The sequence below is a fragment of the Haemophilus haemolyticus genome, from assembly GCF_001008205.1.
GTDB classification, from domain to species: Bacteria; Pseudomonadota; Gammaproteobacteria; order Enterobacterales; family Pasteurellaceae; genus Haemophilus; species Haemophilus haemolyticus_Q.
On record NZ_LCTK01000017.1, the window covers coordinates 1 to 25,933 of the forward strand.

Genomic DNA, 25,933 nt, shown 5'->3' on the forward strand with positions numbered 1-25,933 from the left:
CCCATTTTCGCCACGAATATTAACAGAAACTACGCCAGAGCCTTTATCTTGTTGAGTAAAGGCTCCCGGAATGCTACGAATCACTTGATCGATAGTTTGTGTATCTTTAAATATATGTTCTCTTGTACTTTTAGCTTTTGCTTCTATAAAAGGTTTTTTATCGTTAGCGACATTTTTTTCTACTACATCAATTTGATCTAATGTTTCTTCAGCTTTTGCATCAACGATAGAAATACTTAGGGTATTGATTAAGCAGAGTGTGATTAAATTTAATTTAATAACTTTCTTCATTACATATCCTTATTGTTTTTTTTGAAAAAGATTCGCATTATCTTATTATGTTTTGTCAAACTCAATGGTTTTTTATTAAAATTAATATAAAACCGCGAAAAAAATGAAAAAAATTAATTTTAAAAGATAGGGGATAAGTGGGTTAGCTCCTTAACTAAAAAAGCTTATAGGTGCGCGTTTGTTATTTTTTTACTCTTTGTTAATGGATCTTGAGTTAAGTTTGAAAGGTGGCAATAGCGAAATAGAGTGTTTATCTTTATAATACGTCAACTTTTGATAAGTAAAGGATAAGTTATATGGGAACGATTATTACTGTTGATGGCCCTAGTGGTGCTGGGAAAGGTACGCTTTGTTACGCTTTGGCAGAAAAGCTAGGTTATGCGTTGTTGGATAGTGGAGCAATTTATCGCGTTACAGCATTAGCTGCATTACAACGTAAAACTGATTTAACAAATGAATCGGTGCTAGCAGAGTTAGCTCGTCATTTAGATATTCAATTTATTCCTCAAAATGGCGAGGTGAATATTTTGCTTGCTGGCATGAGTGTAAGCGATCTAATTCGCACTCAAGAAGTCGCTGATGCCGCATCTAAAGTAGCTGTGTTTCCAGAAGTGCGGTCAGCTTTACTACAACTTCAGCAAGATTTTGCGAAAAATGATGGATTAATTGCTGATGGTAGAGATATGGGGACTGTGGTATTCCCAAATGCTCAAGTGAAGTTATTTTTAGATGCGAGTGCTGAAGAGCGTGCAAAAAGACGCTATAAACAGTTGCAAAATAAAGGAATAAATGGTAACTTTGAGCAGATTTTAGCCGAGATAAAAGAGCGTGATTTTCGTGATAGAAATCGAGAGGTTGCGCCTCTAAAACCGGCTGATGATGCTTTATTATTGGATAGCACAACGTTGAGTATTGATGAAGTTATTGATCAGGCGTTAGCTTATATTCAAGAAAAGGTGTCAGTTTCTATTTAACTGTTTGTTCAAGGAAGAATAAGCATTTATCCTCAACCCCGCATTTTATGGATTTTAATGTGGATGTTATTAACTTAAATTAAGAAGATTATTTATATGTCAGAATCTTTTGCTCAACTTTTTGAAGAATCATTAAAAGGCCTTGAAACTCGTCAAGGTTCAATCGTTAGCGGTACTGTAGTAGCTATCCAAAAAGGCTTTGTGCTTGTTGATGCAGGTTTAAAATCTGAGTCTGCAATCCCAGTTGCTGAATTCTTAAATGCACAAGGCGAACTTGAAATCCAAGTTGGCGATACTGTAAATGTTGCATTAGATGCAGTTGAAGATGGTTTCGGTGAAACTAAACTTTCTCGTGAGAAAGCTGTTCGTCACGAATCTTGGATTGAATTAGAAAAAGCTTACGAAGAAAAAGCAACTGTTATCGGTTTAATCAACGGCAAAGTGAAAGGCGGCTTCACAGTTGAGTTAAACGGTGTTCGTGCATTCTTACCAGGTTCTTTAGTTGATACTCGTCCAGCGCGTGAAGCAGATCACTTACTTGGTAAAGAATTAGAATTCAAAGTAATCAAATTAGATCAAAAACGTAATAACGTTGTTGTTTCTCGTCGTGCAGTGATTGAATCTGAAAACAGCCAAGAACGTGAACAAGTATTAGAAAATCTTGTTGAAGGTTCAGAAGTTAAAGGTATCGTTAAAAACTTAACTGAGTACGGTGCATTCGTTGATCTTGGTGGTGTTGACGGTTTATTACATATCACCGATATGGCTTGGAAACGTGTTAAACATCCAAGCGAAATCGTGAATGTTGGCGATGAAGTTACTGTTAAAGTATTAAAATTTGATAAAGATCGTACTCGTGTATCTTTAGGCTTAAAACAATTAGGCCAAGACCCATGGGCTGCAATTGCTGAAAATCACCCTGTAAACAGCAAATTAACTGGTAAAGTAACTAACTTAACAGACTATGGTTGTTTCGTTGAGATCTTAGATGGCGTTGAAGGTTTAGTTCACGTTTCAGAAATGGATTGGACTAACAAAAATATCCACCCATCTAAAGTTGTTAGCTTAGGCGATACTGTAGAAGTAATGGTATTAGAAATTGATGAAGAACGTCGTCGTATTTCTTTAGGTTTAAAACAATGTAAAGCTAACCCATGGACTCAATTTGCTGAAACTCATAATAAAGGCGATAAAGTAACTGGTAAAATCAAGTCTATCACTGATTTCGGTATCTTCATCGGTCTTGAAGGTGGCATCGATGGTTTAGTTCACTTATCTGATATTTCTTGGAATGTATCAGGTGAAGAAGCAGTTCGTAACTACAAAAAAGGTGACGAAGTTTCTGCAGTAGTATTAGCTGTTGATGCAGTGAAAGAGCGTATCTCTTTAGGTATCAAACAACTTGAAGAAGATCCATTCAATAACTTCGTAGCAATCAATAAAAAAGGCGCTGTAGTATCTGCAACAGTAGTTGAAGCAGATGCAAAAGGTGCTAAAGTTGAATTAGCGGGCGGCGTTGAAGGTTATATCCGCGCAGCTGATTTAACAAATGAAGTTGCTGCAGGTGATGTAGTTGAAGCTAAATACACTGGTGTAGATCGTAAATCTCGTATCGTTCACTTATCAGTGAAAGCAAAAGATCAAGCTGAAGAAGCTGCTGCAGTTGCAAATGTGAATAACAAACAAGAAGAAGTAGCTATTCCAAACGCAATGGCTGAAGCATTTAAAGCAGCTAAAGGTGAATAATTAATTCACGTCATAAGGCTGGGCTCATGTCCAGCCTTATTTTTAGGGCTTATTGCTAATATATTGAAATAATGTATTAGCAATAAATCTTAATTTGAATAATATTAAGGGAGAGAAGACGATGACTAAGTCAGAACTTATAGAAAAATTATTAGCGAAACATCCGACTTTACCCGTAAAAGAAATCGAAAATATGGTAAAAGATATTTTGGAGTTTATTTCTCAATCTCTTGAAAATGGCGATCGTGTTGAGTTGAGAGGATTTGGAAGTTTTTCACTGCATTATCGTAATCCTCGTTTAGGGCGTAATCCAAAAACGGGTGATTCTGTTAAATTAGAAGCTAAATCTGTACCGCACTTTAAAGCTGGTAAAGAATTAAAAGAGCGTGTAGATATTTATTAATAAAATTAAAATGCTCGAATATGCCTTTCAAACTACAACGTTTGCCATTATTTAGAAAAGACATATTTTAAGGAAATGTTATGATTAAATATATTTTAGGTATTGTGATTTTTATTGCTATCGTGTTAGTTGCAATTACCATTGGAGCAAATAACGATCAAGTTATTACATTTAATTATATTGTGGCGGAAAGCCAGCTCCAACTATCAACTCTTGTTGCTATTTTATTTGGATTAGGTTTAATTCTTGGCTGGTTAATCACCGCTTTTTTCTATCTTAAGTTAAAACTTAAAAATATGGCATTAGCTCGTCAAGTTAAGCGCCAAACTTTACAAATCAACGAGTTGACTACTGTGCGCGATAAGGTCGCCTGATGCTAGAATTACTCTTTCTACTATTGCCTATCGCTGCAGCCTATGGTTGGTACATGGGGCAGCGTAGTGCAAAGAAAGATCAAGATGACATTAGTAATAAACTATCCCGAGATTATGTTACGGGGGTAAACTTCTTACTTTCCAATCAAACCGATAAAGCTGTAGATTTGTTCTTGGACATGCTCCAGAAGCAAGAAACCGAAAATGAAATCGAAAGCCACTCCCAATTTGAAGCTGAGCTTACACTTGGCAATCTATTCCGCTCTAGAGGCGAAGTTGATCGTGCATTGCGTATTCACCAAGCTTTAGACCTTAGTTCTAATTATACATTTGAGCAAAGATTACTCGCAAAGCAACAGCTTGCTAGAGATTTTATGGTGGTTGGTTTTTTTGACCGAGCTGAAAATCTTTATATTTTACTAGTGGATGAACCTGAATTTGCAGAAAATGCTTTACAGCAACTTTTAGTAATTTATCAAAAAACTAAAGAATGGAAAAAAGCAGTTAATATTGCTGAAAAACTCGCTAAAATAAAACCACAAGAGAATAATATTGAACTTGCGCAATGTTATTGTGAATATTCACAAAGTTTAGAGCCTGAAAGTGCGGTTGAAAAACGCAGTGTTTTACAAAAAGCTTTGGCGGTTTCTCCTACTTGTGTTCGCGCTTCTTTATTACTCGCAAATTTAGAAATGCTTGAAGAACAATATCAACAAGCTGCAAAAATACTAGAAAATGTTTTGGAGCAAAATCCAGATTATACAGGTGAAATTCTGTCACCTCTAAAACATTGTTATGAAGAATTAAATCAGTTAGATAACTTTGAGTTATTCTTAATTCGTGCTGGCCAAATTATTAATAATGATGAAGTAGAGCTAGCTTTGGTTAAATTAATTGAAGAAAAAGATGGAAAGTCTGCTGCTCAAGCTAAGCTTTATCAGCAACTCACGAAAAAGCCAAGTACTTTAATTTTCCATCGTTTTATGCAGTATCAAATTGATGATGCAGAAGAAGGGCGGGGAAAAGAAAGCCTAATTTTATTACATAAAATGGTTGGTGAAAGAATTAAGCAAACATCGGCTTATCGTTGTACAAATTGTGGTTATCAAATCCATAAGCTATTATGGAATTGCCCATCTTGCCGTCAATGGGAAAGTATTAAACCAGTTTCAAGTCAAGAACATAATTAATTGATACTCAGCGAGGTAACATTATGACAAGCAAAATTATTGTGGCATTGGATTATGAGAAAGAAGCAGAGGCTCTTGCTTTAGTTGATCAAATTGATCCGAGTTTGTGTCGATTAAAAGTGGGTAAAGAAATGTTTACTACACTTGGTATTAATTTTGTAAAACAATTACATCAACGTAATTTCGATGTTTTCTTAGATCTTAAATATCATGATATTCCAAATACTGTAGCAAGAGCGGTCCGTTCTGCAGCTGATTTGGGTGTATGGATGGTAGATTTGCACGCAAGCGGTGGGCTACGAATGATGGAAGAAGCTAAGAGAATTCTTGAACCCTATGGGAAAGATGCGCCATTGCTTATTGCTGTGACGGTATTAACCAGTATGGAAGATTTGGATTTATTACAAATTGGGATTAATGCATCGCCAATGGAACAAGTTTTACGCTTAGCTCATTTAACTCAACGTGCAGGTTTGGATGGTGTGGTTTGCTCTCCGCAAGAGGTTGAAATTTTACGTAACGCTTGTGGAGAAGACTTTAAATTAGTGACTCCAGGGATTCGTCCAATTGGAGCTGATTTTGGTGATCAAAGACGTGTGATGACGCCTACTGCTGCGATTCGTGCTGGTTCTGATTATTTAGTGATAGGGCGTCCTATTACTAAAGCTGATAATCCAGCAGAGGTTCTTCGTTCTATTAATGCATCTATTGGGTAATTATAATGTCAGATTCTGTTTTAGTGTATTCAACAGATGTGGGGCGAATTAAAGGGGAAAAGGTTTCTGTAGTTCGCCCAAAAGGAGACGGTGTTGTACGTATCCAAAAACAAACGAGTGGTAGAAAAGGTGCAGGCGTATCGGTTATAACTGGTTTAGATTTATCTGATGAGGAATTGAAAAAATTAGCGGCTGAATTAAAAAAACGTTGTGGATGTGGTGGTTCAGTTAAAAATGGAATAATTGAGATTCAAGGTGAAAAGCGTGATTTGCTCAAGCAATTGTTAGAGCAAAAAGGGTTTACCGTTAAATTATCAGGTGGATGATTAAAAAGGCGCATTAGCGCCTTTTTTGTTAGAGATTCAAAATTTCTTTGACGAAAGGAATCGTAAGATTTCGTTGTGCTTGTAATGAGGCTTTATCTAGTAGATCAAGTGCTTCAAATAATGTATGCATGTCTCGAGCTAGTCGTGTAAGTAAAAAATTAGCCGTCTCATCGGGTAATTGAATTCCTCGTTGATAAGCATTATGCTGCAGTACACTAATTTTTTGCTCGTCAGTTAGGGAATTTAATTGATAAATTTCACCCCAAGTCAAGCGAGAGTTCAAATCAGGCAATTTTACAGAAAGTGCGGAAGGCGATTTATCTGAACTAATAAGCAAAAGCGTTTTTCCGCTCGCTTTAATTCGATTGAATAGATCAAAAATAGCTAATTCCCATTCATCATTGCCGATCACGGTTTGTATATCATCTAGACACACTAATTCTTGCAGTTCTAGATTTTCAAGAACTGCGGTAGAAAAATATTGAGATTTGCTGAGCGGTACATAAATAGCAGTACGTTGATGGATTAAATATTCGTTACTGAATGCTCTAAGCAGATGAGTTTTTCCAGAACCTTTATTTCCCCAAATATAGAAAAACTGTTGTTTTAATTCAGATGAATTTTTGCGTAAAGAATCGAGCAATAAAAGATTATTATCGCCGTAAAAGTTTTCTAATGTGGCATCATCAATTTGATGAATAGGTAAGGGAAGCTGCTTATTCAAATATTTATGTATTACAGATTATAAGTAAGAAAAAGGGCTAAATTAGTATTTAACCCTTTTAAAAGGAATCTTATTCTACTTCATTTTTTGCTTTCGGTAAAACAAGGTTTAAGATGATAGCAACAATCGCGCACAAGCTGATACCTTTTAGTGATACGTTACCCACATCTACAAACATATTGCCGATACCAAATGTCATGACGACAGAAATAATACACAGATTACGTGCTTCGGTAACATCAACTTTGCCACGAATTAAGGTGCTCATGCCCACGACTGCGATTGAACCGAAAACAAGCATCATAATCCCACCCATTACAATAGTTGGAATCGTTGATAGGAATGCGCCTACTTTTCCACAGAATGAAATGGCAATAGCCCAAACTGCAGCCCAAGTCATAATATTAGGGTTGAAATTTCGGGTTAACATTACGGCACCAGTTACTTCCGCATAGGTTGTATTTGGTGGTCCACCCACTAAAGATGCAGCTGCTGTTGCTAAGCCATCACCTAATAAAGTGCGGTGTAATCCTGGTTTTTTTAAAAAGTCTTTACCTGTCACAGAGCTGATTGCCATGATGCCTCCCACGTGTTCTACTGCAGGTGCAATGGCAATGGGTAACATATAAAGAATAGCTTCTAGGTTAAATTCAGGCGCAGTTAATTTTGGTAAGCTGAACCAAGGCGCATCGATCACTGGTTGGAAATTAATTAAACCTAGGAATAAACATAAAATATAGCCCGCAGTAATACCAAACATAATCGGGATGAGTTTCATCAATCCTTTGGCAAATACAGCTACAGACAAAGTAGTAAGAAGAGTTACCATTGAAACTAATACCGCGTCGTTATAAGCATAAGCACTATTTTTGCCTAGTGACATATCAACTGCCACAGGAGCAAGTCCCATACCAATAATAATAATTACTGGACCAACGACAATCGGTGGGAAAATGCGTTGTAATGCTTTTGTTCCACGTAATTTTACTAACATGCTTAGTGCTAGATATACAAGACCAGCAGATGCTAAACCACCCATAGTGGTCGCAATGCCCCAAGTTTGAACACCATATTGAATTGGCGCGATAAAGGCAAAAGATGAGGCTAAGAAAATAGGAACTTGTTTGCCTGTGCAAAGTTGGAAGAGTAGGGTGCCAACGCCGGCAGTTAATAATGCGGTATTGGAATCAAGTCCTGTAATTAATGGTACAAGAACGAGCGCACCAAATGCGACGAAGAGCATCTGTAGTCCAACGAATGATTGTTTTAATGTACTTTGTTTTTCCGAAGGGAACGAAGAAGTTTGATTTGTCATTTAGTTTCAACTCTCTGTTTGAATTAACTTAAAGTGCGGTCAGTTTTTCTTGTGTTTCACGCACACAAAAAGACGGCAAGAAAATGCCGTCTATCTTTTATTTTTTGGGATTATTTGGTCCCAAAAATTTTATCACCCGCGTCACCTAGACCCGGAATAATGTAACCATGTTCATTTAGATGGCTATCAATAGAAGCGCAGTAAAGTTCAATGTCAGGATGTGCAGCTTCAAGCGCCTTAATACCTTCTGGCGCAGCGACCAACACTAATACTTTGATGTGTTTACAACCTTTTGCTTTTAAAAGATCAAGGGTTGCAATCATAGAACCGCCTGTTGCAAGCATCGGATCGACCACAATTGCGAGACGCTCTTCTAAATCGCTAGCTAATTTTTGGAAGTAAGGGACTGGTTCAAGGGTTTCTTCATTACGGTAGATTCCCACTACGCTGATACGTGCGCTTGGTACATGTTCAAGTACACCATCCATCATACCTAAACCTGCACGTAAAATTGGAACAACCGTTACTTTTTTACCTTTAATTCGATCGATTTCTACTGGGCCATTCCAACCGTTGATCGTTACTTTTTCAGTTTCTAAATCAGACGTTGCTTCATAGGTTAATAGGCTACCGATTTCTGTTGCCAGTTCACGGAATTTTTTTGTATCAATCTCAGCTTCACGCATCACACCTAGTTTGTGTTTTACAAGTGGGTGTTTTACTTCAACCAGTTTCATTTTCACTCTCCTTTTGACTCTTAAAAAACAAATTGACGAATTTTAGATTAAAAAAATACAAAATGGTAGAGGTTTATAAAAATATTCTGACTTGAAACGGGAGTTTTCAATATAATATTGTCTTTAAACTGGTCGAATACTCTCTATATCTAATTTTGCGTCAAACTCATTAAGTAGAATTTGTAATTTACTATCTTTTTGCAACTCATTTTGAGCTTTTTCCCGCAATGCTTGATAAATATTGCGGCGATATTCAATTGGAGTCGTGACATTGCTATCATCAATATTAATTGTTAATCGAATATCTTTACTTTGCAATTTGCTTAAAGCTTCAACCAAATTTTTTATGCTTCTGTCTTGGCGTAAATGAGATTTTTCTGAATGTAGTCCAAGATTGATTTCATCATCAGTTTTGCTTTGTAAGAAACAATTTAACGCTAATTCTTTGCTAAATCCTGTTACACCAGAACGCTCAACTATATCTGCCCATTCATCTTGTTGTTGAGTTTGGGTAATGATTTTTAAGCGTAGTTCAGGCGTAATATCTTTCAAAATCGCCTGTTTTATATCGGAAGGACGAACGCCTGTATCGGCTTTAGCAAGTTCTGGATTGCTCCATTCCCAACGATAGGTGTCAGCACTCAAGATTTCTTGCTCATCTTGGGCAATTTCTACATTATCATCACTTGAATTTTCTTCAGTGCTATTTTCTTGTGGAGTCTGTGCGGCATTTGATGGTGATGTAGGCTTTTCTATGTGCTTGGGCTTCGGCTCAGTCATTTCTCGCACAGGAAGTGCGGTCATTTTTTTATGGGATTTTTCTTCGTCCAGCTCTTGGATGTGATGTAAAGTTTCACTTACCGCAGCTAATGATTCAGCTTTGTGTTCTTGACGTTCTTGGTTTTCCAGTTGTGTTAAATGTTCAAGCGCATCTAGAGCCGAAAGACTTGCCAAATTTGGAATGCTCGTTTTATTTGGTTTTGCTTGAGAATAAGCTGATTTTATACTTTGCGACAGTACCGGCACATCTACATAATTACCTGTATTTTCAACCGCACTTGGAGTTGATGGCGGTCGAGTAATACTGGTGTTAGCCTTTGGTACTGCCGTAAGGAACTTTGGGTGGAATGCCAATGCCCTCAATAATGTCATTTCTGTGCCAATACGACGGTTTGGCGCATTTGATAAGTCTTTTCTACCAGAAACAATGACCTGATAAAAAAACTGAACATCTTCTGGAGAGATATGTTTGGCTAAAAATGAAAAATGTTCGTTGTCATCTGAAGATTTTTGTGGAAGAAGTTGCATGAGTGCAATTTGATGTAATTTTTCTGCACATTCGCCAAGTAATTTGTCCCAATCGCCTGCCGCATCTGCAACTCTTTGCAGTGTTCGCATTAAGAGTTCACCATTACCTTGGTGTAAGGCGTATAAAATATCAACAGAATAGTTATCATCAAGCAACCCTAACATATTACTTACAACACTATTTGTAATTTGTCGGTCTCCCATTGCAATGGCTTGATCCGTTAAACTTAAGCTATCACGAATACTTCCTTGCGCCGCTTTTGCAAGTTTAACTAATGCAGGATCTTCAAAATGAATATTTTCTTGCGTCAAAATATGGGCAAGATGCTGGGAGATTTGGGTTTCATCTAATGCTTTGAGATGAAATTGTAAACAGCGAGAAAGAATGGTTACAGGTAATTTTTGTGGATCAGTTGTCGCAAGTAAGAATTTTACATATTCGGGTGGTTCTTCCAAAGTCTTGAGCAACGCATTAAATGAATGACGGGATAGCATGTGGACTTCATCAATTAAATAAACCTTAAATCTGCCCACAACAGGTTTATATTGCACGTTATCCAATAATTCACGCGTGTCTTCAACTTTTGTGCGGGATGCCGCATCAATTTCAATTAAATCAATGAAATTACCTTGTTCAATAGCTTTACAATTTTCACATTCACCACAAGGTGTAGCTGTTACACCATGTACACAATTTAATCCTTTTGCAAATAATCTGGCAATAGAGGTTTTCCCTACTCCACGCGTGCCTGAAAAGAGGTAAGCGTGATGTAGTCTATTATCTTTTAATCCATTTGCTAATGCCGTGATAATGTGTTCTTGCCCAACGACATCAGCAAATGTTTTTGGTCGCCACTTTCTGGCTAAGACTTGATAGCTCATCGAATCCTTAATTAATGACCTTCAAAATTGACGAGTGTATAGCAATCAATGCCCAAATTATTTAAGCGTTTTTCGCCACCCAATTCAGGTAAATTAATGACAAATGCAGCGTGTTTTACCACTCCACCTAAACGTTGCACTAATTTTACTGTAGCTTCAACTGTGCCACCTGTTGCTAATAAATCATCAATGATTAAAACATTGTCACCTTCTGAAATTGCATCAACGTGCATTTCCAAAGTATCTTGACCATATTCTAGTTGATAAGATTGAGAAATGGTTTCGCGTGGTAATTTTTTAGGTTTACGTACTAATTCGAAAGGTAAACCTAGTGCTAAGGCAACAGGTGCTCCAAAAATAAAACCACGAGATTCAGTTCCAAGTACTTTGGTAATTTCTTTATCATGATATTGTTCCACAATAAGATCTACTGTTGCTTTAAAAGCTGCTGGAACTTCTAAAAGGGTAGTAATGTCGCGGAAGATAATGCCTTCTTTTGGATAGTTAGGAATTGATTTGATAGAAGATTTAATTAAATCAAGTTGTGTAGTCATAAATAATGCTCAAAAGTGCGGTAAAAAAGAAACGTTTTTAGGACGGTATCTTATCAATAAAAAAGTAAAAAGATAGGAAAATAAAAATCCCCTATTGGGGATTTTTATTTAGGTTTAAATTTATAATTTTAGCTGAATTAAAACTTCTTAAATAGAAATTATTTTTTCTTCGATTTTGCATTTGGAAGGTCAGTGATTGAGCCTTCAAATACTTCCGCGGCTAAACCAACAGACTCGTGTAAAGTTGGGTGGGCGTGGATAGTTAATGCGATATCTTCTGCGTCGCAACCCATCTCAATGGCTAGACCGATTTCACCTAATAATTCACCACCGTTAGAACCTACGATTGCACCTCCAAGTACCCGATGAGTGTCTTTATCAAAGATTAACTTTGTCATACCTTCTGAACATTCAGATGCAATCGCGCGGCCTGATGCTGCCCAAGGGAATTTAGCGACTTCGTAGTTTAAACCTTCTTGTTTACATTCTTTCTCAGTTTTACCTACCCAAGCCACTTCTGGTTCGGTATAAGCGATGGATGGAATAACTTTAGGATCGAAGTAGTGTTTTTGTCCCGCAATGACTTCTGCAGCAACGTGGCCTTCATGAACACCTTTGTGTGCTAACATTGGTTGGCCAACAATATCGCCGATTGCAAAGATATGTGGCACATTGGTGCGCATTTGTTTATCAACATGAATGAAACCACGATCATCCACTTCAACGCCTGCTTTACCTGCATCAATCAATTTGCCATTTGGTACACGACCGATAGCGACAAGCACTGCATCATAACGTTTGGTGTCATTGCATGCTTTGCCTTCCATTGAAACGTAGATACCATCATCTTTTGCTTTAACAGCAGTCACTTTGGTTTCAAGCATTAATTTGAATTTTTTCTCGATTTGTTTGGTGTAAATTGCAACAACATCTTTATCCGCTGCAGGGATAACTTGGTCGAACATTTCCACAACTTCAATTTCTGAACCTAATGCGTGGTAAACCGTACCCATTTCTAAACCGATGATACCGCCACCCATAATGAGAAGTTTTTTAGGTACTTCTTTTAATTTTAGCGCATCAGTTGAGTTCCAAATACGTGGATCTTCATGTGGAATAAATGGTAATTCAATTGGGCGAGAGCCTGCTGCAATAATAGCATTATCAAATTTGATTGTAGTTGGATGCCCATCACGGTCACGCGCGACTAAAGTATTAGGATCAGTGAATGCTGCTAAGCCTTCAACAACAGTGACTTTACGCGCTTTTGCCATACCCGCTAAACCACCAGTTAATTTAGCGACAACTGCTTCTTTACCTGCACGAACTTCATCTAAATCAATTTTTGGCTCACCAAAGTAAACACCATTTTTACTTGCGTGTTTTGCCTCTTCAATCACTTTTGCTACATGCAACAATGCTTTAGACGGGATACAACCTACATTTAAACAAACCCCTCCAAGAGTTGAATAACGTTCAACTAATACAGTTTCTAAGCCTAAATCCGCACAACGGAACGCAGCTGAATAACCCGCTGGGCCTGCACCAAGCACGACGACTTGGGTTTTAATTTCTTTACTCATTTTTACCTCGTAAAAACGTTCAAAATATTGACCGCACTTTTGGCGATCGTAATGGATTTGCTAAAACGCCCTTTCTTCTAATTAGAAGAAAGGGGCGTTATTACATAATCAAACGGCGTAAATCTGCTAATACAGCACCGATATAGCTGATGAATCGAGCACCATCCGCACCATCAATAACACGGTGGTCGAATGATAACGACATCGGAAGAATTAAGCGCGGCGCAAATTCTTTACCATTCCATACTGGTTCCATTGATGATTTAGATACACCAAGGATGGCAACTTCTGGCGCGTTTACGATAGGTGCAAAGTGAGTTGTACCAATTCCACCAAGACTTGAAATAGTGAAACAGCCACCTTGCATATCAGATGCAGTCAATTTGCCTTCACGTGCTTTTTTCGATACTTCCATTAATTCACGCGAAAGTTCGATAATGCCTTTTTTGTTCACGTTCTTGAATACAGGCACGACTAAGCCATTTGGCGTATCTACTGCGACACCGATGTTAATATATTTTTTCAGGATTAAGCGTTGTGCATCTTCAGTAATTGAGCTATTGAAACGTGGATACGCTTCTAATGCTTTTGCCACAGCTTTCATAATGAACACAACTGGCGTGATTTTTACGCCGAGTTTTTGTTTTTCTGCTAACGCATTTTGTTCTTTACGGAATGCTTCTAAATCCGTGATATCTGCTTTATCGAAGTGAGTAACGTGTGGAATCATTACCCAGTTACGATGTAAGTTTGCACCTGAAATTTTGTTGATACGACTTAATTCAACTTCTTCAATTTCTCCAAATTTACTGAAATCAACTTTTGGCCATGGTAATAAGCCTAAGCCAGCGCCATTTGCTACACCATTGCCAGCAGCTTGTGCTGTTGCACCGCTTTCATAAGCTTTAACGGCGGTCTTCACATAAGCTTCGATATCTTCTTTAACGATACGCCCTTTACGGCCTGTACCTTTTACTTTATCTAAGTTTACGCCAAATTCACGTGCTAAACGACGAATAACTGGAGTAGCATGCGCATAGCCAGCGCTTGCCACCACTTGTTCTTGGCTTAAGCCAGATACATTGCCAGATTGAGCAGAAGGTTGTGCAGCCGGCGCAGGCGATGCAACTTGTGGTGCTGGAGCAGATGTTGCCACAGCTGGCGCCGCACCCGCTACTTCAAAGCGCATAATTAGTGAACCAGTCGATACTTTATCACCTGATTTCACGAGAATTTCTTTTACTACACCGCCGAATGGAGCTGGAACTTCCATTGACGCTTTATCACCTTCAACGGTAATTAATGATTGATCTTCTGAAACAGTATCACCAACAGCAACCATAATTTCAGTCACATTGACTTCATCGCCACCAATATCTGGCACATTCACATCTTTAATTGCAGATGTTGTGGCAGCTACAGGCGCAGTTGTTTGAGCTGGTGCAGCCGCAGCAACTGGAGCAGATGATGCAGTTTCAAATTTCATGATGAGTTTACCGGTTGAAACTTTATCACCGACATTAATTAAAATTTCTTTTACTACACCTGCGATTGGTGCCGGTACTTCCATTGAAGCTTTATCACCTTCAACATTGATGATTGATTGATCAACTTCAACACTATCACCCACTTTAACCATAATTTCAGTAACGTTTACTTCATCAGAACCGATGTCTGGTACGTTTACTTCAATAACAGCTGACGCAGTTGGCGCAGTAGCGGCTACTGGTGCAGCAGGGGCCTCAGCCGCTGGCGCAGCGCCTGCAGCTTCTAAAACGAGCATTGGGGTGCCCGTTGTGACTTTATCCCCGACTTTGACTAAAACTTCTTTTACAACACCCGCTTCTGGTGCTGGTACTTCCATTGAAGCTTTATCGCCTTCAACGTTAATGATAGATTGATCAACAGAAATGGTATCGCCTACGTTTACCATGACTTCTGTTACTGTAACTTCATCACTACCAATATCAGGAATTTGAATTTGTTTTGACATTTTTTTGTTCCTTTTAAAGTGCGGTCATAAAACACGATATTTTTTGACCGCAGTTTTCATCAATTACGCGTAAAGCGGATTGATACGATCTACATTCAAACCGAATTTTGCAATCGCATCTGCAACAACTTGATTAGATACTGTACCTTCTTTCGCTAATTGAGAAAGTGCAGCAACCACAACATAACGTGCATCAACTTCGAAGTGTTCACGTAAATTTGCACGGCTATCTGAACGACCGAAACCATCTGTACCTAACACATGATAATGACGACTTGGTACGAATGCACGGATTTGATCTGCGTATGCTTTAACATAGTCAGTTGAAGCAACGGTTGGTAAATCAGCTAATACTTGAGCAACGTATGGTACGCGTTGTGTCTCTGTTGGGTGTAATAAATTCCAACGTGCCGCATCTTGACCTTCACGGGCTAATTCATTGAATGATGGTGCAGAGAATACATCTGAGGTGACACCATAATCTTTTGCAAGAATTTGCGCCGCTTCACGAACATGACGCATGATGGCACCAGAACCTAACAATTGAACGTGGCCTTTGCCTTTTTTACCTTCCACTGTTTCAAATTTGTATAAACCTTTGCGGATGCCTTCTTCTGCACCAGCAGGCATTGCAGGTTGATCCATGACTTCATTTAATGTTGTCATGTAATAGAATACATCTTCTTGTTTTTCGCCGTACATACGGTTAATACCGTCTTGCATAATTACAGCAACTTCAAATGCAAATGATGGATCGTAAGTGATACAGTTAGGAATGATACCCGCTTGAATATGGCTATGACCATCTTCGTGTTGTAAGCCTTCACCGTTTAGGGTTGTACGACCTGAAGTACCCCCCACCATGAAACCACGAGCTAATTGGTCACCAGCAGCCCACATCATATCGCCCACACGTTGGAAACCAAACATTGAGTAATAGATGAAGAATGGAATCATTGGTTGATTATTAACGGAGTATGAATTCGCTGCGGCCAACCAAGATGCGGTTGCACCTAATTCATTGATACCTTCTTGTAGAACTTGACCATCTTTTGCTTCGCGGTAGTAAGCAACTAAGTCACGATCTGAAGGTACATAGTTTTGACCATGTGGGTTATAAATACCAACTTGACGGAATAAACCTTCCATACCAAAAGTACGTGCTTCATCAGCAATCATTGGAACGATGGTTTTACCAATGTTTTTATCTTTTAATAAGATGTTTAATGCACGAGTAAACGCCATTGTAGTTGAAATACCACGTGGTTGTTCTTCTAATAATGCTTTAAACTCTTCTAATGCAGGGACTTTATATTCAACATCAAATTTAGTACGACGAGCAGGAACATAACCGTTTAATGCTTTACGGTGGCCATGTAAATATTCGTATTCAGGGGTACCTTCAGAAAATTTAATGTATTCTAATTTTTCTACTTGCTCATCAGTCAATGGTAAATCGAAGTAGTCACGGAAACCTTTAAGGCTTTCGTAAGACATTTTTTTAGATTGGTGAGCGGTGTTTTTACTTTCCGCTTCAGGAATTTTATAACCTTTAACTTGATGCGCTAAAATCACAACTGGTTTCGTTGCATTTTGTGCTTTTGCATAGGCTGCATATAATTTTTCGCTATCGTGTGCACCACGGCGTAATGCCCAAATTTCATCATCCGTCATATCAGCAACTAATGCGGCGGTTTCTGGATAACGACCGAAGAAGTGTTCACGCACATAAGCACCATCTTTAGATTTAAAGGTTAAATAATCCCCATCAACCACTTCCATCATTAACTGAGTTAATTTACCAGAAGTATCTTTCGCGAATAATTTATCCCAATCGCTGCCCCATAAAACTTTAATGACTTCCCAGCCCGCACCAGTAAATAGGCCTTCTAATTCTTGAACGATTTTACCGTTACCATTAACCGGACCGTCTAAACGTTGTAAGTTACAGCTGATAGTGAAGATTAAGTTATCTAATTTTTCACGAGCCGCAAAAGTTAATGCACCTTTAGACTCAATTTCATCCATTTCACCATCGCCTAAGAATGCATAGACTTTTTGATCTTTGGTATCTTTTAAGCCACGGTTATCTAAGTATTTTAAGAAACGCGCTTGGTAGATGGCATTAACAGGGCCTAAACCCATAGAAACGGTTGAGAATTGCCAGAATTCAGGCATTAATTTAGGGTGTGGATATGAAGATAAACCATCGTTAAAGGCTTCTTGACGGAAGTTATCCATTTGTTCTTCAGTTAAACGACCTTCTAAGAATGCACGCGCATACATACCTGGAGCAGCATGGCCTTGGAAGAAAATTAAGTCACCACCGTTTTTCTCGGTTGCTGCTTTGAAGAAGTGGTTATAGCAAACTTCATACATGGTTGCAGCAGATTGGAAAGTTGAGATATGGCCACCTAAGTCAAGATCTTTCTTCTGACTACGCAATACCATAGCAATAGCATTCCAACGCACAGCAGAACGAATACGACGCTCAATAGCATGATCACCTGGGTAAGCAGGTTGTTCAGAAGCAGGGATAGTATTGACATAATCGGTCGTTACACCTGTCGGTAATGAAACACCGTTGGTGCGTGCTTGGCCGATAACTTGCTCAATAATATATTGTGCACGCTCTACGCCTTCTTCACGAATCAAAGAATCTAATGATTGTAACCAATCTTGAGTTTCGATTGGATCAACGTCATTTTTTAAAATCTCAGACATAGGTTTTCCTTATCTGTTAATTAAGTGAACATTAGTTTAGTCAGAACTAAACACGAATATCAGAAATGCTTGCCTTTTTACAAACATTTAACAAATCTTGCAAATTTTAGAAGATTTTTTGAGATAAAGATAGTAAATTTTCATCAAATATCCCTGTTGAGTACTGTGTTAATCAGTAATCTTTTGAAAGTGCGGTAATTTTTTCTCGCCTTTTGTAAAGCCTATTAAAATCATAAGTAAAACATTGCATTCTGTAGGGCTTTGCTTTAAAGTTTTCAAACTTATTTCAAAAAGGAATCAATCATGCATATAACGACGCGAACGCTCACTCAACACAAACGTATTGCACTTGTGGCTCATGACAGCTGCAAAAAAAATTTACTGAATTGGACGCAAAAACACAAAGAGGCACTTAAGCCTCATATACTTTATGCAACAGGTACGACAGGGCATATTTTAGAACGAGAAACAGGTTTAAGCATTCAATCTTTATTAAGTGGTCCGATGGGCGGCGACCAACAACTTGGCGGATTAATCGCAGAAAAGAAAATCGACATGATGATCTTCTTTTGGGATCCAATGAATGCCGCACCACATGATCCAGATGTGAAAGCCCTCATGCGTATTGCAACAGTGTGGAATATTCCTGTTGCCATTAATCAAAGCTCCGCAGATTTCATGTTAACTTCAATTTTATTTGAACAAGATGTGGAAATTGAAGTACCAGATTATGAAGGGTATTTAGAAGAGCGGTTAAAATAACATTCATATTTTTTCCCCTGATAAACGTACTTTCTAGTGTTCAGGGGGATTTTTCTCTCCTTATTTTTCTTTTTCTCCTATCTATTTTGTCAATCCGCCTAAATTATCAGAAAGAAATAAAAATTTTTTATTTTTTTAATCATTTTAGCTTGCGTTTTTTTTTTTAGAATAAGAAAGTTTTTATTGGTGTTTTTTATAAATGCATTTTTTCATCTATAAAATCTCTTGTTTTCAATAAGAACATTCCTCTATTTTTTTATAATTCCAAAAGGAAAAAATTATGAAACCAACCTTTAAAACAACCGCACTTGCGATTTTAGTTTCATTGGGGGCAGTGGCTTGTTCTTCTACTTCCTCCGGAGATCATCCCTTATCCAAGCAAAGTATCCAAGATAACAATAAATCTGAAGCAGAACAAAAACGTTTAGAAGAAGAAGCAAAGATCAAAGCTGAAGAAGCCCGAAAGGCAAAAGATTTGGAAGAAGAGGCGAAGATCAAAGCTGAAGAAGCCCAAAAAGCAAAAGATTTGGAAGAAAAAGCCTGCTTAGAACGTGAAGCCAAAGAAAGAGCGGAAGAAGCAAAACGCCTGGAAGAAGCGCGTATTCAAGCAGAGCTGAATAAAATACCAAAAACAACGGGGAATATGCTAAATAATCACTTGTTTGTGACGGATGCCCGTTGGGAAGATCCATTATGGAATAGAGATTATGGAAATGGAATAGATGTAATACCAAAAGAGGCTGAGAAAGGTACAGATATAGATATAAAAGAAGCGATAAAAGATGATATTCAAAAAGGAGGGAAATATTCTGGGCTACATAAAGGATCTTATAAAAGTACGACAGGCTTAGATTACCCTAAAGTTATTGAGCTTGATGATAAGTCTTTTGAGCATGGCAGTGATAAGTTAATTATTAAGAAAGCCGATTATAACAACAAGGATGTAAATTATCTCTTTATTAATAATCCTTACTCTAGTTATGGTGCATTATTTATTGATCGACACAGTTCAAACGTATTTACCGAATCCTTTACTGATCAGGATTCTAATTTTAAAGCTGGTTACTATATATATTAAAGATGGTGTTGAGTACAATATGGAATCATTACAAGGAAAAACATTTGCATATAAAGGAAATATTATTGCTGTAGCAAAAAGGGCCATTCCAAATACAGCTGTAACAGTGAATGATGAGCCAGCAGTGGATGGTGATATTGCATTTAAAATTAAATTTAAAGAAAAAGCGGATTCTAATGAATTATCTGATCTTGTTATTAACAGTAAACTTCTCGGAAATGACATAAAGTTAAAATGGTTAAAATCTTGTTCTGAACCTTCTGATTATTGTGGTGTTTATTCTCCGAATAACCTTATTGATAATTCTATAGTCTTAGATCTAAATATTGTAGATAAAGATGCCAATGATGTTGTAGGATTTATTTATACTAGCTTTTATAGAGAGAAGAAGAATGGCCTCTATTCTGACAAATTACCTGAAAATGGTTTGTTGGAATATCAAGGTGTATTTGGTGCAACTAAGCAATAATAGTTGCGTTTGATTCAAATTGCCTATCGTGTGATGGGTATTTTATGGAAATAAAATTTTATGCAAAAAATTATTAAATTATTAAAAGATACTGATTTTTTGGCGGTCTGTCTTATGACTTTTGTTATAATTTGTGCTTGCATCTTCTTATATTTTAAATTTGATTCACTTGCAGAAGAAATAATAGTTCAATTAATATGGATTTTATCTGTAATATCAATAGCTATAATAACAATATGGATTGCTATAATACTTAATAAAAAAGGTAAAAGTTTTAATGTACCGAATTCATCACTTGTAATAAGATTATGTATGTTGTCATCAATTTGTTTTTTAATTGATATTTCCGATGAACTTGTTGAGCTAGCCAGATCAATTGATTCACAATATATCTATTATATAATTTTTGTTAAAAACTTAATGGTTGTATTATCAGTCTTTATATCATTAAGAGGTGGTGAAATATTCAAAATAAAATAGATAATAATGTATTTGATTATATATTAATGTAAAGTGGGCTTTAATAAGCCCACTTTATCTAAAACATTATATGAAGCAATATCTATGTGAACTCCCAAAAGTTATCATTATGAAAAAACTACTCCTTATTCTACTTTTTCCTATTTCTTCTTTAGCCCAAACACCTACAGCAAATATCACACCGAATATTAACGAACCTCAGTTCAAAACCGAACTTGAACCACAAATTAATGTCGCCAAACTTGAAAAACGCGAACAAAATTTACCGCACTTGGGCACAGAACAAGCTGAACAAATTCAAATTACTCTTGAGCAACTTAAACAAAATCCCGCTTTAACCCACGAATTATTAACTCGTGCCATTTATGCCCGCAATCCAGAAATGATTAAAAAATTGCTGGAAATTTACCGTACTTTTCCAAATCGTGACCCAATTATGGAGCGTTTTGCGGAAGGAAAATTGGCTGCACTAACAGAAAACTATACTTTAGCTATTGAGCATTACCGTGAAATATTGGCAAAAAATCCCAATTTAAACCCTGTGAGAATTGAACTGGCTATCGCTTTATTTAATCAAAAACAAGATGGGGCTGCTAAAGACCAATTTGAAAAAGCGCAAACCGCAGAGGATTTACCGCCTCAAGTTAAGCGTTTAATGGATGCTTATTTAGAGGCTTTAAAAGAACGTGACAGCTGGAATGTGGATTTTTCTTTTAATTATGTGCGTGATACCAATGTCAATAATGTCGGCGAGGGTAAAACGGTCGTATTAAATAATGGTGGCACCTTAACGCGTTCCGAATCGATGATGCCACAAACAGCCCACGGCTTGGCGTATTCACTTGATATTTCCAGAGATTTTAATTTATGGGGTTCTCATTATCTCACGGTGGGCAATGAGTTCGGTGGCAAGAGCTACTGGGATAATCATGAATTTGATGATATTTCCAACCGCACTTTTATTGGCTATGCACATAAAACCGCAAAGCAAAACTTTCGTATCAAACCTTTTTATGAAAAACGTTGGTATGGCAGCGAAAGTTACCGTTGGTCTAACGGGGCAAGAGTGGAATTTTCTCGCTGGTTAAGCCCTAACTGGCAACTTTCGACTGCAGGAGAGTTTTCAAAACAACGTTATTTAGACAGTTCATCACAAAACGGCAATAACAAACTGATTTCAGCAACCTTACTGTGGGCAAGAACACCAAAACAGTTTTTCTACCTCGGTTCTGATTTCATGGCAGAAAGAACGAAGGTTCGTCAATATGGTTCAGACAGTAAAAGCCTACGTTTAGGTTGGGGACAAGAGTGGAATTGGGGCATCTCTTCACGTCTTGGCTTATCATTAATGAAACGTGAATTTAAAGATATTGTCAAACTTGGTAATCTCAATTTGTTTTCTTTTGGAAAACGTCGAGAAGATAAAATTTACGGCATAAATTTATCCCTATGGAAACGCGATTGGCATATTTGGGGAATTACACCAAAACTCCAACTAAGCTGGCGTAAACAAGATAGCAATATTCCAGAAATGTATTCTTACACACAGAAGTATGTGAATATGTTGTTTGAAAAAACGTTTTAATTAAATACAAAACAGGGCGATAATTTATCGCCCTGTTTTAGTTATCTCCCAATTCCCCCCATTGCAAGCATGAAGAGTACCATTTTCAACTGTTCTTCTGGGATTGCTTTGCCGTTTAGTTTTAATTCATTATTTTCTAAAGCAAGCGTTAATGTGACGGTTTTATCAGAGTTTACGATAATGCCATTCACTTCACCTTCGGTAACTAATTCATTCAATCGGTGAACTAAATCTTGCTTTTGGTTTTCTGGTGTAAATTTAGATAATAATGAAATTGCAGTTTCTTTGTTCACATCAAAATTGATCGAAAAATCTTTGAATTGTTTGTATAAGCCGCTGCGCATTAAATCGAATTTAGGATTTGGCACTAAAGCAATATTCAGATTCAATGCAACTTTGCCTTTTTCATCAGAAATAGAAAGAGGGGCTAATTTAATTTGAGGCTGATTATTTGCAATGACCATGCCTGCTTGTTGTAATTTTTGCACCAATGGTTTAGGTAACGGCATATCTGAATCAGCCTTGCCTATTGCTACTAAAATGTTTAAAAGTTCTTGTAATGCGTTGCCATCAATATGGTTGAGTTCTACATTGTTGGTCACTTTACCTAAGCTATTGCCATTAATATGTAATTCATCCAGATTTGTTTTATTGATGATATTTACTGTATCGCCCTCAACTTGTGTAGCTAAATATGCTTGGCTGTTTTTCTGAATCAGAGAGAGCTTTTCTCCAGTCTCTGCAGATTCGGTATTTTGCTCAAAATAGCCTATTTTACTATTGATGTTCCCATTATAAATAAATGGCCATTTTGTGCTTTGCAACGAGCCTTGTACGACAAGATCTTTTATTTTAATTGATGAAGTAGTTGAAACTGCATGATTTGGGTCATTTGAATTAAATGCATCTACAGATAGCGTATAATTGCTTGGTTCATTTTTGTCTAAATCAACATTTAATACGACATTTGACCAATCAAAATCAGCCCTAGATTGCTCATTGTGATATTGCCCCGATGCAAGTTTTAATTCCGCATTACCGCTTAATGAATAATTCATTGCAAAATTCAGTTGTAACGGTTTTTCTGATTTTGTGATGTCAAAGAGAGCCTGAGTTGTTGCATTTTTTCCTACCAAGGTTTGGCTTGAAAAAATGGCTGGAACGAAATTTAGTTTCGCCACACGATCAAGCGGCAAAGGCCCGTGATAAAGTGTTGATGATAAAGGAATAAGGATCGTTTCATTTGCCTTGTGGATTTCTATTTGATCTTGAATATGAGATGCAAATAATCCTCTATCAAATTTTATATTTTTATAAAAAATTTTACTTTCTTCTAATGCATCTGTTTTGGCAAATAGTTGATTTAACTGTTTTAGTTGATGTAAATATTCTTCTTCCGCTTTTTCCCCTGTAAACCATGCGCCTGTACACCAAACGGCAGCAAGAGCAACGACTACGCCTGCAGCAATTTTTGATTTTTTCATTTATTTCTTTCTTTCCTATTTTAAAGTAAAAATTTTCGCCAAATTTATCATAAATCCCTTTTTCTTGCATGAAAATTTTTGTTTTCCCCTTGAAGTTCATCATTTGAGACTTATCTTGAAAACAAGAACGGAAATCACTGCACTTGAAGAAATAAAAAATTTTTAAAATTTTCTCTTGAAATGCGAAAGAATATCCACATCTTACAATTCGTAACAAATAGGGCTTGTAGATGTTTCAAAAATATTTGTGATAGAGGCTATTTTGAGACGTTTATAAGTTCAACCCCGAATTTTAAAATTTTTACTAGGAGTACAAAATGGGAAAAATTATTGGTATTGACTTAGGTACAACAAACTCTTGTGTAGCTGTAATGGACGGCGACAAAGCGCGCGTAATTGAAAATGCAGAAGGTGCACGTACAACCCCTTCAATTATTGCTTATACAGATAATGAAACCTTAGTGGGTCAGCCAGCAAAACGTCAAGCAATCACTAACCCGAAAAATACATTGTTTGCGATTAAACGTTTAATTGGTCGTCGTTTTGAAAGTGAAGAAGTTCAACGCGATATTAAAATTATGCCTTTCGAAATTACTCGTGCTGACAATGGTGATGCTTGGGTAAATGTAAAAGGTGATAAATTAGCACCGCCACAAATTTCTGCTGAAGTATTGAAAAAAATGAAAAAAACGGCAGAAGATTTTTTAGGTGAATCTGTAACAGAAGCAGTAATTACTGTTCCTGCATATTTTAACGATGCACAACGTCAAGCAACTATTGATGCAGGTAAAATCGCAGGTTTAGATGTTAAACGTATCATCAATGAACCAACAGCTGCAGCATTAGCATTCGGTTTAGGTTCAAGCAAAGAGAACCAAGTGATCGCAGTTTACGACTTAGGTGGTGGTACATTCGATATTTCAATCATCGAAATTGATAACTTTGATGGCGAACAAACTTTCGAAGTGTTAGCAACCGGTGGTAACACTCACTTAGGTGGTGAAGACTTTGATAACCGTGTGATTGATTACATTATTGATGAGTTCAAAAAAGAACAAAACATTGATTTACGTAATGACCCAATGGCATTACAACGTGTAAAAGAAGCAGCAGAGAAAGCAAAAATTGAACTTTCATCAGCTCAATCTACTGAAGTGAACCTTCCGTACATCACTGCAGATGCGACAGGCCCTAAACATTTAGCATTAAATATCACTCGTGCAAAATTAGAAGCATTAGTAGAAGATTTAGTGGCAAGCTCAATTGAGTCTTTGAAAGCTGTATTAAAAGATGCAGGTAAGAGTGTAAACGAAATCCACGATATCATTCTCGTGGGTGGTCAAACTCGTATGCCATTAGTACAACAAAAAGTGGCTGAGTTCTTCGGTAAAGAAGCTCGTAAAGACGTAAACCCAGATGAAGCGGTGGCAATTGGTGCGGCAGTTCAAGGTGGCGTATTAAAAGGTGATGTGAAAGACGTTCTATTATTAGACGTAACTCCATTATCACTTGGTATCGAAACCATGGGTGGTGTGATGACCACTTTAATTGAGAAAAATACCACGATTCCAACCAAAAAATCGCAAGTGTTCTCAACTGCAGAAGATAACCAAAGTGCGGTAACCATTCACGTTCTTCAAGGCGAACGTAAACGTGCAGCAGACAATAAATCTTTAGGTCAATTCAACCTAGAAGGTATTAATCCTGCACCGCGTGGTATGCCACAAATCGAAGTAACATTTGATATCGATGCAAACGGCGTAATTAACGTATCTGCGAAAGATAAAAATACGGGTAAAGAACAACAAATTCGTATTCAAGCATCATCTGGTTTATCTGATGAAGAAATTCAACAAATGGTGCGTGATGCAGAAGCGAACGCAGATGCAGACCGTAAATTTGAAGAAGTTGTTCAAGCGCGTAATCAAGCGGATGGCATTGCTCACGCAACACGTAAACAAATTGCAGAAGCTGGCGACGCATTGAGTGCTGCAGATAAAGAGAAAATTGAAGCTGCAATCGCTGAGCTTGAAACAGCAGCAAAAGGTGAAGATAAAGCAGAAATTGAAGCGAAAATTGAAGCTGTAATTAAAGCCTCTGAACCGTTAATGCAAGCAGCGCAAGCAAAAGCTCAACAAGCTGGTGGCGAGCAACCACAACAATCATCAGCAAAAGATGATGGTGTGGTAGATGCTGAATTTGAAGAAGTGAAAGATAATAAATAATTCACCGCTC

Annotated in this window: 22 protein-coding genes and 1 pseudogene; 13 read left to right on the forward strand and 10 right to left on the reverse strand. The window is 37.3% G+C overall.

Translation table 11 applies throughout. The features are described 5' to 3' along the window. A pseudogene (locus AAX18_RS03915) lies at positions 1–291 on the reverse strand (TonB-dependent receptor); the annotation flags it as partial. A 296-nt stretch (positions 292–587) separates the two neighbouring features. On the opposite strand from AAX18_RS03915, the gene cmk reads away from it, so the two are divergent. The 7 genes from cmk (at position 588) to yciH (ending at position 6,020) form a co-directional block, all read left to right on the forward strand. Continuing rightward, a complete protein-coding gene (cmk, locus tag AAX18_RS03920; RefSeq protein WP_046953028.1) occupies positions 588–1,265 on the forward strand; it encodes a (d)CMP kinase in 678 nt (225 codons plus the stop codon). Positions 1,266–1,361: 96 nt separating this feature from the next. Further along, positions 1,362–3,011 (forward strand): 30S ribosomal protein S1, encoded by a 1,650-nt coding sequence (rpsA, locus tag AAX18_RS03925; protein WP_005630739.1) that lies wholly within the window; start codon positions 1,362–1,364, stop codon positions 3,009–3,011. A 121-nt stretch (positions 3,012–3,132) separates the two neighbouring features. After that, positions 3,133–3,414 carry an integration host factor subunit beta gene (locus AAX18_RS03930; protein ID WP_005629286.1) on the forward strand — a complete coding sequence of 94 codons (282 nt, stop codon included), beginning with the start codon at positions 3,133–3,135 and terminating at the stop codon, positions 3,412–3,414. A gap of 80 nt (positions 3,415–3,494) precedes the next feature. Further along, entirely contained in the window at positions 3,495–3,788 is a 294-nt protein-coding gene (locus AAX18_RS03935; RefSeq protein WP_005628856.1) for a LapA family protein, read from the forward strand. After that, entirely contained in the window at positions 3,788–4,978 is a 1,191-nt protein-coding gene (gene lapB, locus AAX18_RS03940) for a lipopolysaccharide assembly protein LapB (protein ID WP_046953029.1), read from the forward strand. Before AAX18_RS03935 ends, lapB begins: the two co-directional genes overlap by 1 nt. Positions 4,979–5,001: 23 nt before the next feature. Next, the gene (pyrF, locus tag AAX18_RS03945) at positions 5,002–5,694 is read left to right on the forward strand and encodes an orotidine-5'-phosphate decarboxylase (protein WP_046953030.1); all 693 of its coding nucleotides are present in this window, start codon (positions 5,002–5,004) and stop codon (positions 5,692–5,694) included. A gap of 5 nt (positions 5,695–5,699) precedes the next feature. Further along, positions 5,700–6,020: a stress response translation initiation inhibitor YciH gene (gene yciH / locus AAX18_RS03950; protein ID WP_046953031.1), complete on the forward strand. Its 321-nt coding sequence runs from the start codon at positions 5,700–5,702 to the stop codon at positions 6,018–6,020. Between the two features lie 28 nt (positions 6,021–6,048). Here the strand turns inward: yciH and hda are convergent, their stop codons facing one another. From hda to aceE, 8 genes are all read right to left on the reverse strand, one after another. Further along, on the reverse strand, positions 6,049–6,744 hold the full coding sequence (gene hda / locus AAX18_RS03955; RefSeq protein ID WP_046953032.1) for a DnaA regulatory inactivator Hda: 696 nt from the start codon (positions 6,742–6,744) through the stop codon (positions 6,049–6,051). A 70-nt stretch (positions 6,745–6,814) separates the two neighbouring features. Further along, the gene (locus AAX18_RS03960) at positions 6,815–8,059 is read right to left on the reverse strand and encodes a nucleobase:cation symporter-2 family protein (RefSeq protein WP_046953033.1); all 1,245 of its coding nucleotides are present in this window, start codon (positions 8,057–8,059) and stop codon (positions 6,815–6,817) included. 110 nt (positions 8,060–8,169) lie between these two features. Next, on the reverse strand, positions 8,170–8,796 hold the full coding sequence (upp, locus tag AAX18_RS03965; RefSeq protein ID WP_005634809.1) for a uracil phosphoribosyltransferase: 627 nt from the start codon (positions 8,794–8,796) through the stop codon (positions 8,170–8,172). Positions 8,797–8,919: 123 nt separating this feature from the next. Next, entirely contained in the window at positions 8,920–10,986 is a 2,067-nt protein-coding gene (gene dnaX / locus AAX18_RS03970; RefSeq protein WP_046953034.1) for a DNA polymerase III subunit gamma/tau, read from the reverse strand. Between the two features lie 11 nt (positions 10,987–10,997). Next, complete coding sequence (gene apt, locus AAX18_RS03975) at positions 10,998–11,540, reverse strand: adenine phosphoribosyltransferase (protein WP_046953035.1); 543 nt, start codon at positions 11,538–11,540, stop codon at positions 10,998–11,000. A gap of 158 nt (positions 11,541–11,698) precedes the next feature. Further along, a complete protein-coding gene (gene lpdA, locus AAX18_RS03980; protein ID WP_046953036.1) occupies positions 11,699–13,123 on the reverse strand; it encodes a dihydrolipoyl dehydrogenase in 1,425 nt (474 codons plus the stop codon). Positions 13,124–13,223: 100 nt separating this feature from the next. After that, positions 13,224–15,116, reverse strand: a complete 1,893-nt coding sequence (aceF, locus tag AAX18_RS03985; RefSeq protein ID WP_046953037.1) for a pyruvate dehydrogenase complex dihydrolipoyllysine-residue acetyltransferase — start codon at positions 15,114–15,116, stop codon at positions 13,224–13,226. Positions 15,117–15,179: 63 nt separating this feature from the next. After that, the gene (gene aceE, locus AAX18_RS03990; protein WP_046953038.1) at positions 15,180–17,840 is read right to left on the reverse strand and encodes a pyruvate dehydrogenase (acetyl-transferring), homodimeric type; all 2,661 of its coding nucleotides are present in this window, start codon (positions 17,838–17,840) and stop codon (positions 15,180–15,182) included. 303 nt (positions 17,841–18,143) lie between these two features. On the opposite strand from aceE, the gene mgsA reads away from it, so the two are divergent. The 5 genes from mgsA (at position 18,144) to AAX18_RS04015 (ending at position 22,214) form a co-directional block, all read left to right on the forward strand. Beyond that, on the forward strand, positions 18,144–18,602 hold the full coding sequence (gene mgsA, locus AAX18_RS03995; protein ID WP_046953039.1) for a methylglyoxal synthase: 459 nt from the start codon (positions 18,144–18,146) through the stop codon (positions 18,600–18,602). Between the two features lie 280 nt (positions 18,603–18,882). Continuing rightward, complete coding sequence (locus AAX18_RS04000) at positions 18,883–19,680, forward strand: hypothetical protein (RefSeq protein ID WP_046953040.1); 798 nt, start codon at positions 18,883–18,885, stop codon at positions 19,678–19,680. 19 nt (positions 19,681–19,699) lie between these two features. Continuing rightward, entirely contained in the window at positions 19,700–20,149 is a 450-nt protein-coding gene (locus AAX18_RS04005) for a hypothetical protein (RefSeq protein WP_046953041.1), read from the forward strand. Between the two features lie 60 nt (positions 20,150–20,209). Beyond that, positions 20,210–20,629 carry a hypothetical protein gene (locus AAX18_RS04010; protein ID WP_046953042.1) on the forward strand — a complete coding sequence of 140 codons (420 nt, stop codon included), beginning with the start codon at positions 20,210–20,212 and terminating at the stop codon, positions 20,627–20,629. A 109-nt stretch (positions 20,630–20,738) separates the two neighbouring features. Continuing rightward, on the forward strand, positions 20,739–22,214 hold the full coding sequence (locus AAX18_RS04015) for a surface lipoprotein assembly modifier (RefSeq protein ID WP_046953043.1): 1,476 nt from the start codon (positions 20,739–20,741) through the stop codon (positions 22,212–22,214). 41 nt (positions 22,215–22,255) lie between these two features. Here AAX18_RS04015 and AAX18_RS04020 read toward each other — a convergent pair whose 3' ends face one another. Next, a complete protein-coding gene (locus AAX18_RS04020) occupies positions 22,256–23,698 on the reverse strand; it encodes a YdgA family protein (protein WP_046953044.1) in 1,443 nt (480 codons plus the stop codon). 317 nt (positions 23,699–24,015) lie between these two features. On the opposite strand from AAX18_RS04020, the gene dnaK reads away from it, so the two are divergent. Next, entirely contained in the window at positions 24,016–25,923 is a 1,908-nt protein-coding gene (gene dnaK / locus AAX18_RS04025) for a molecular chaperone DnaK (protein WP_046953045.1), read from the forward strand. Positions 25,924–25,933 lie beyond the last annotated feature (10 nt).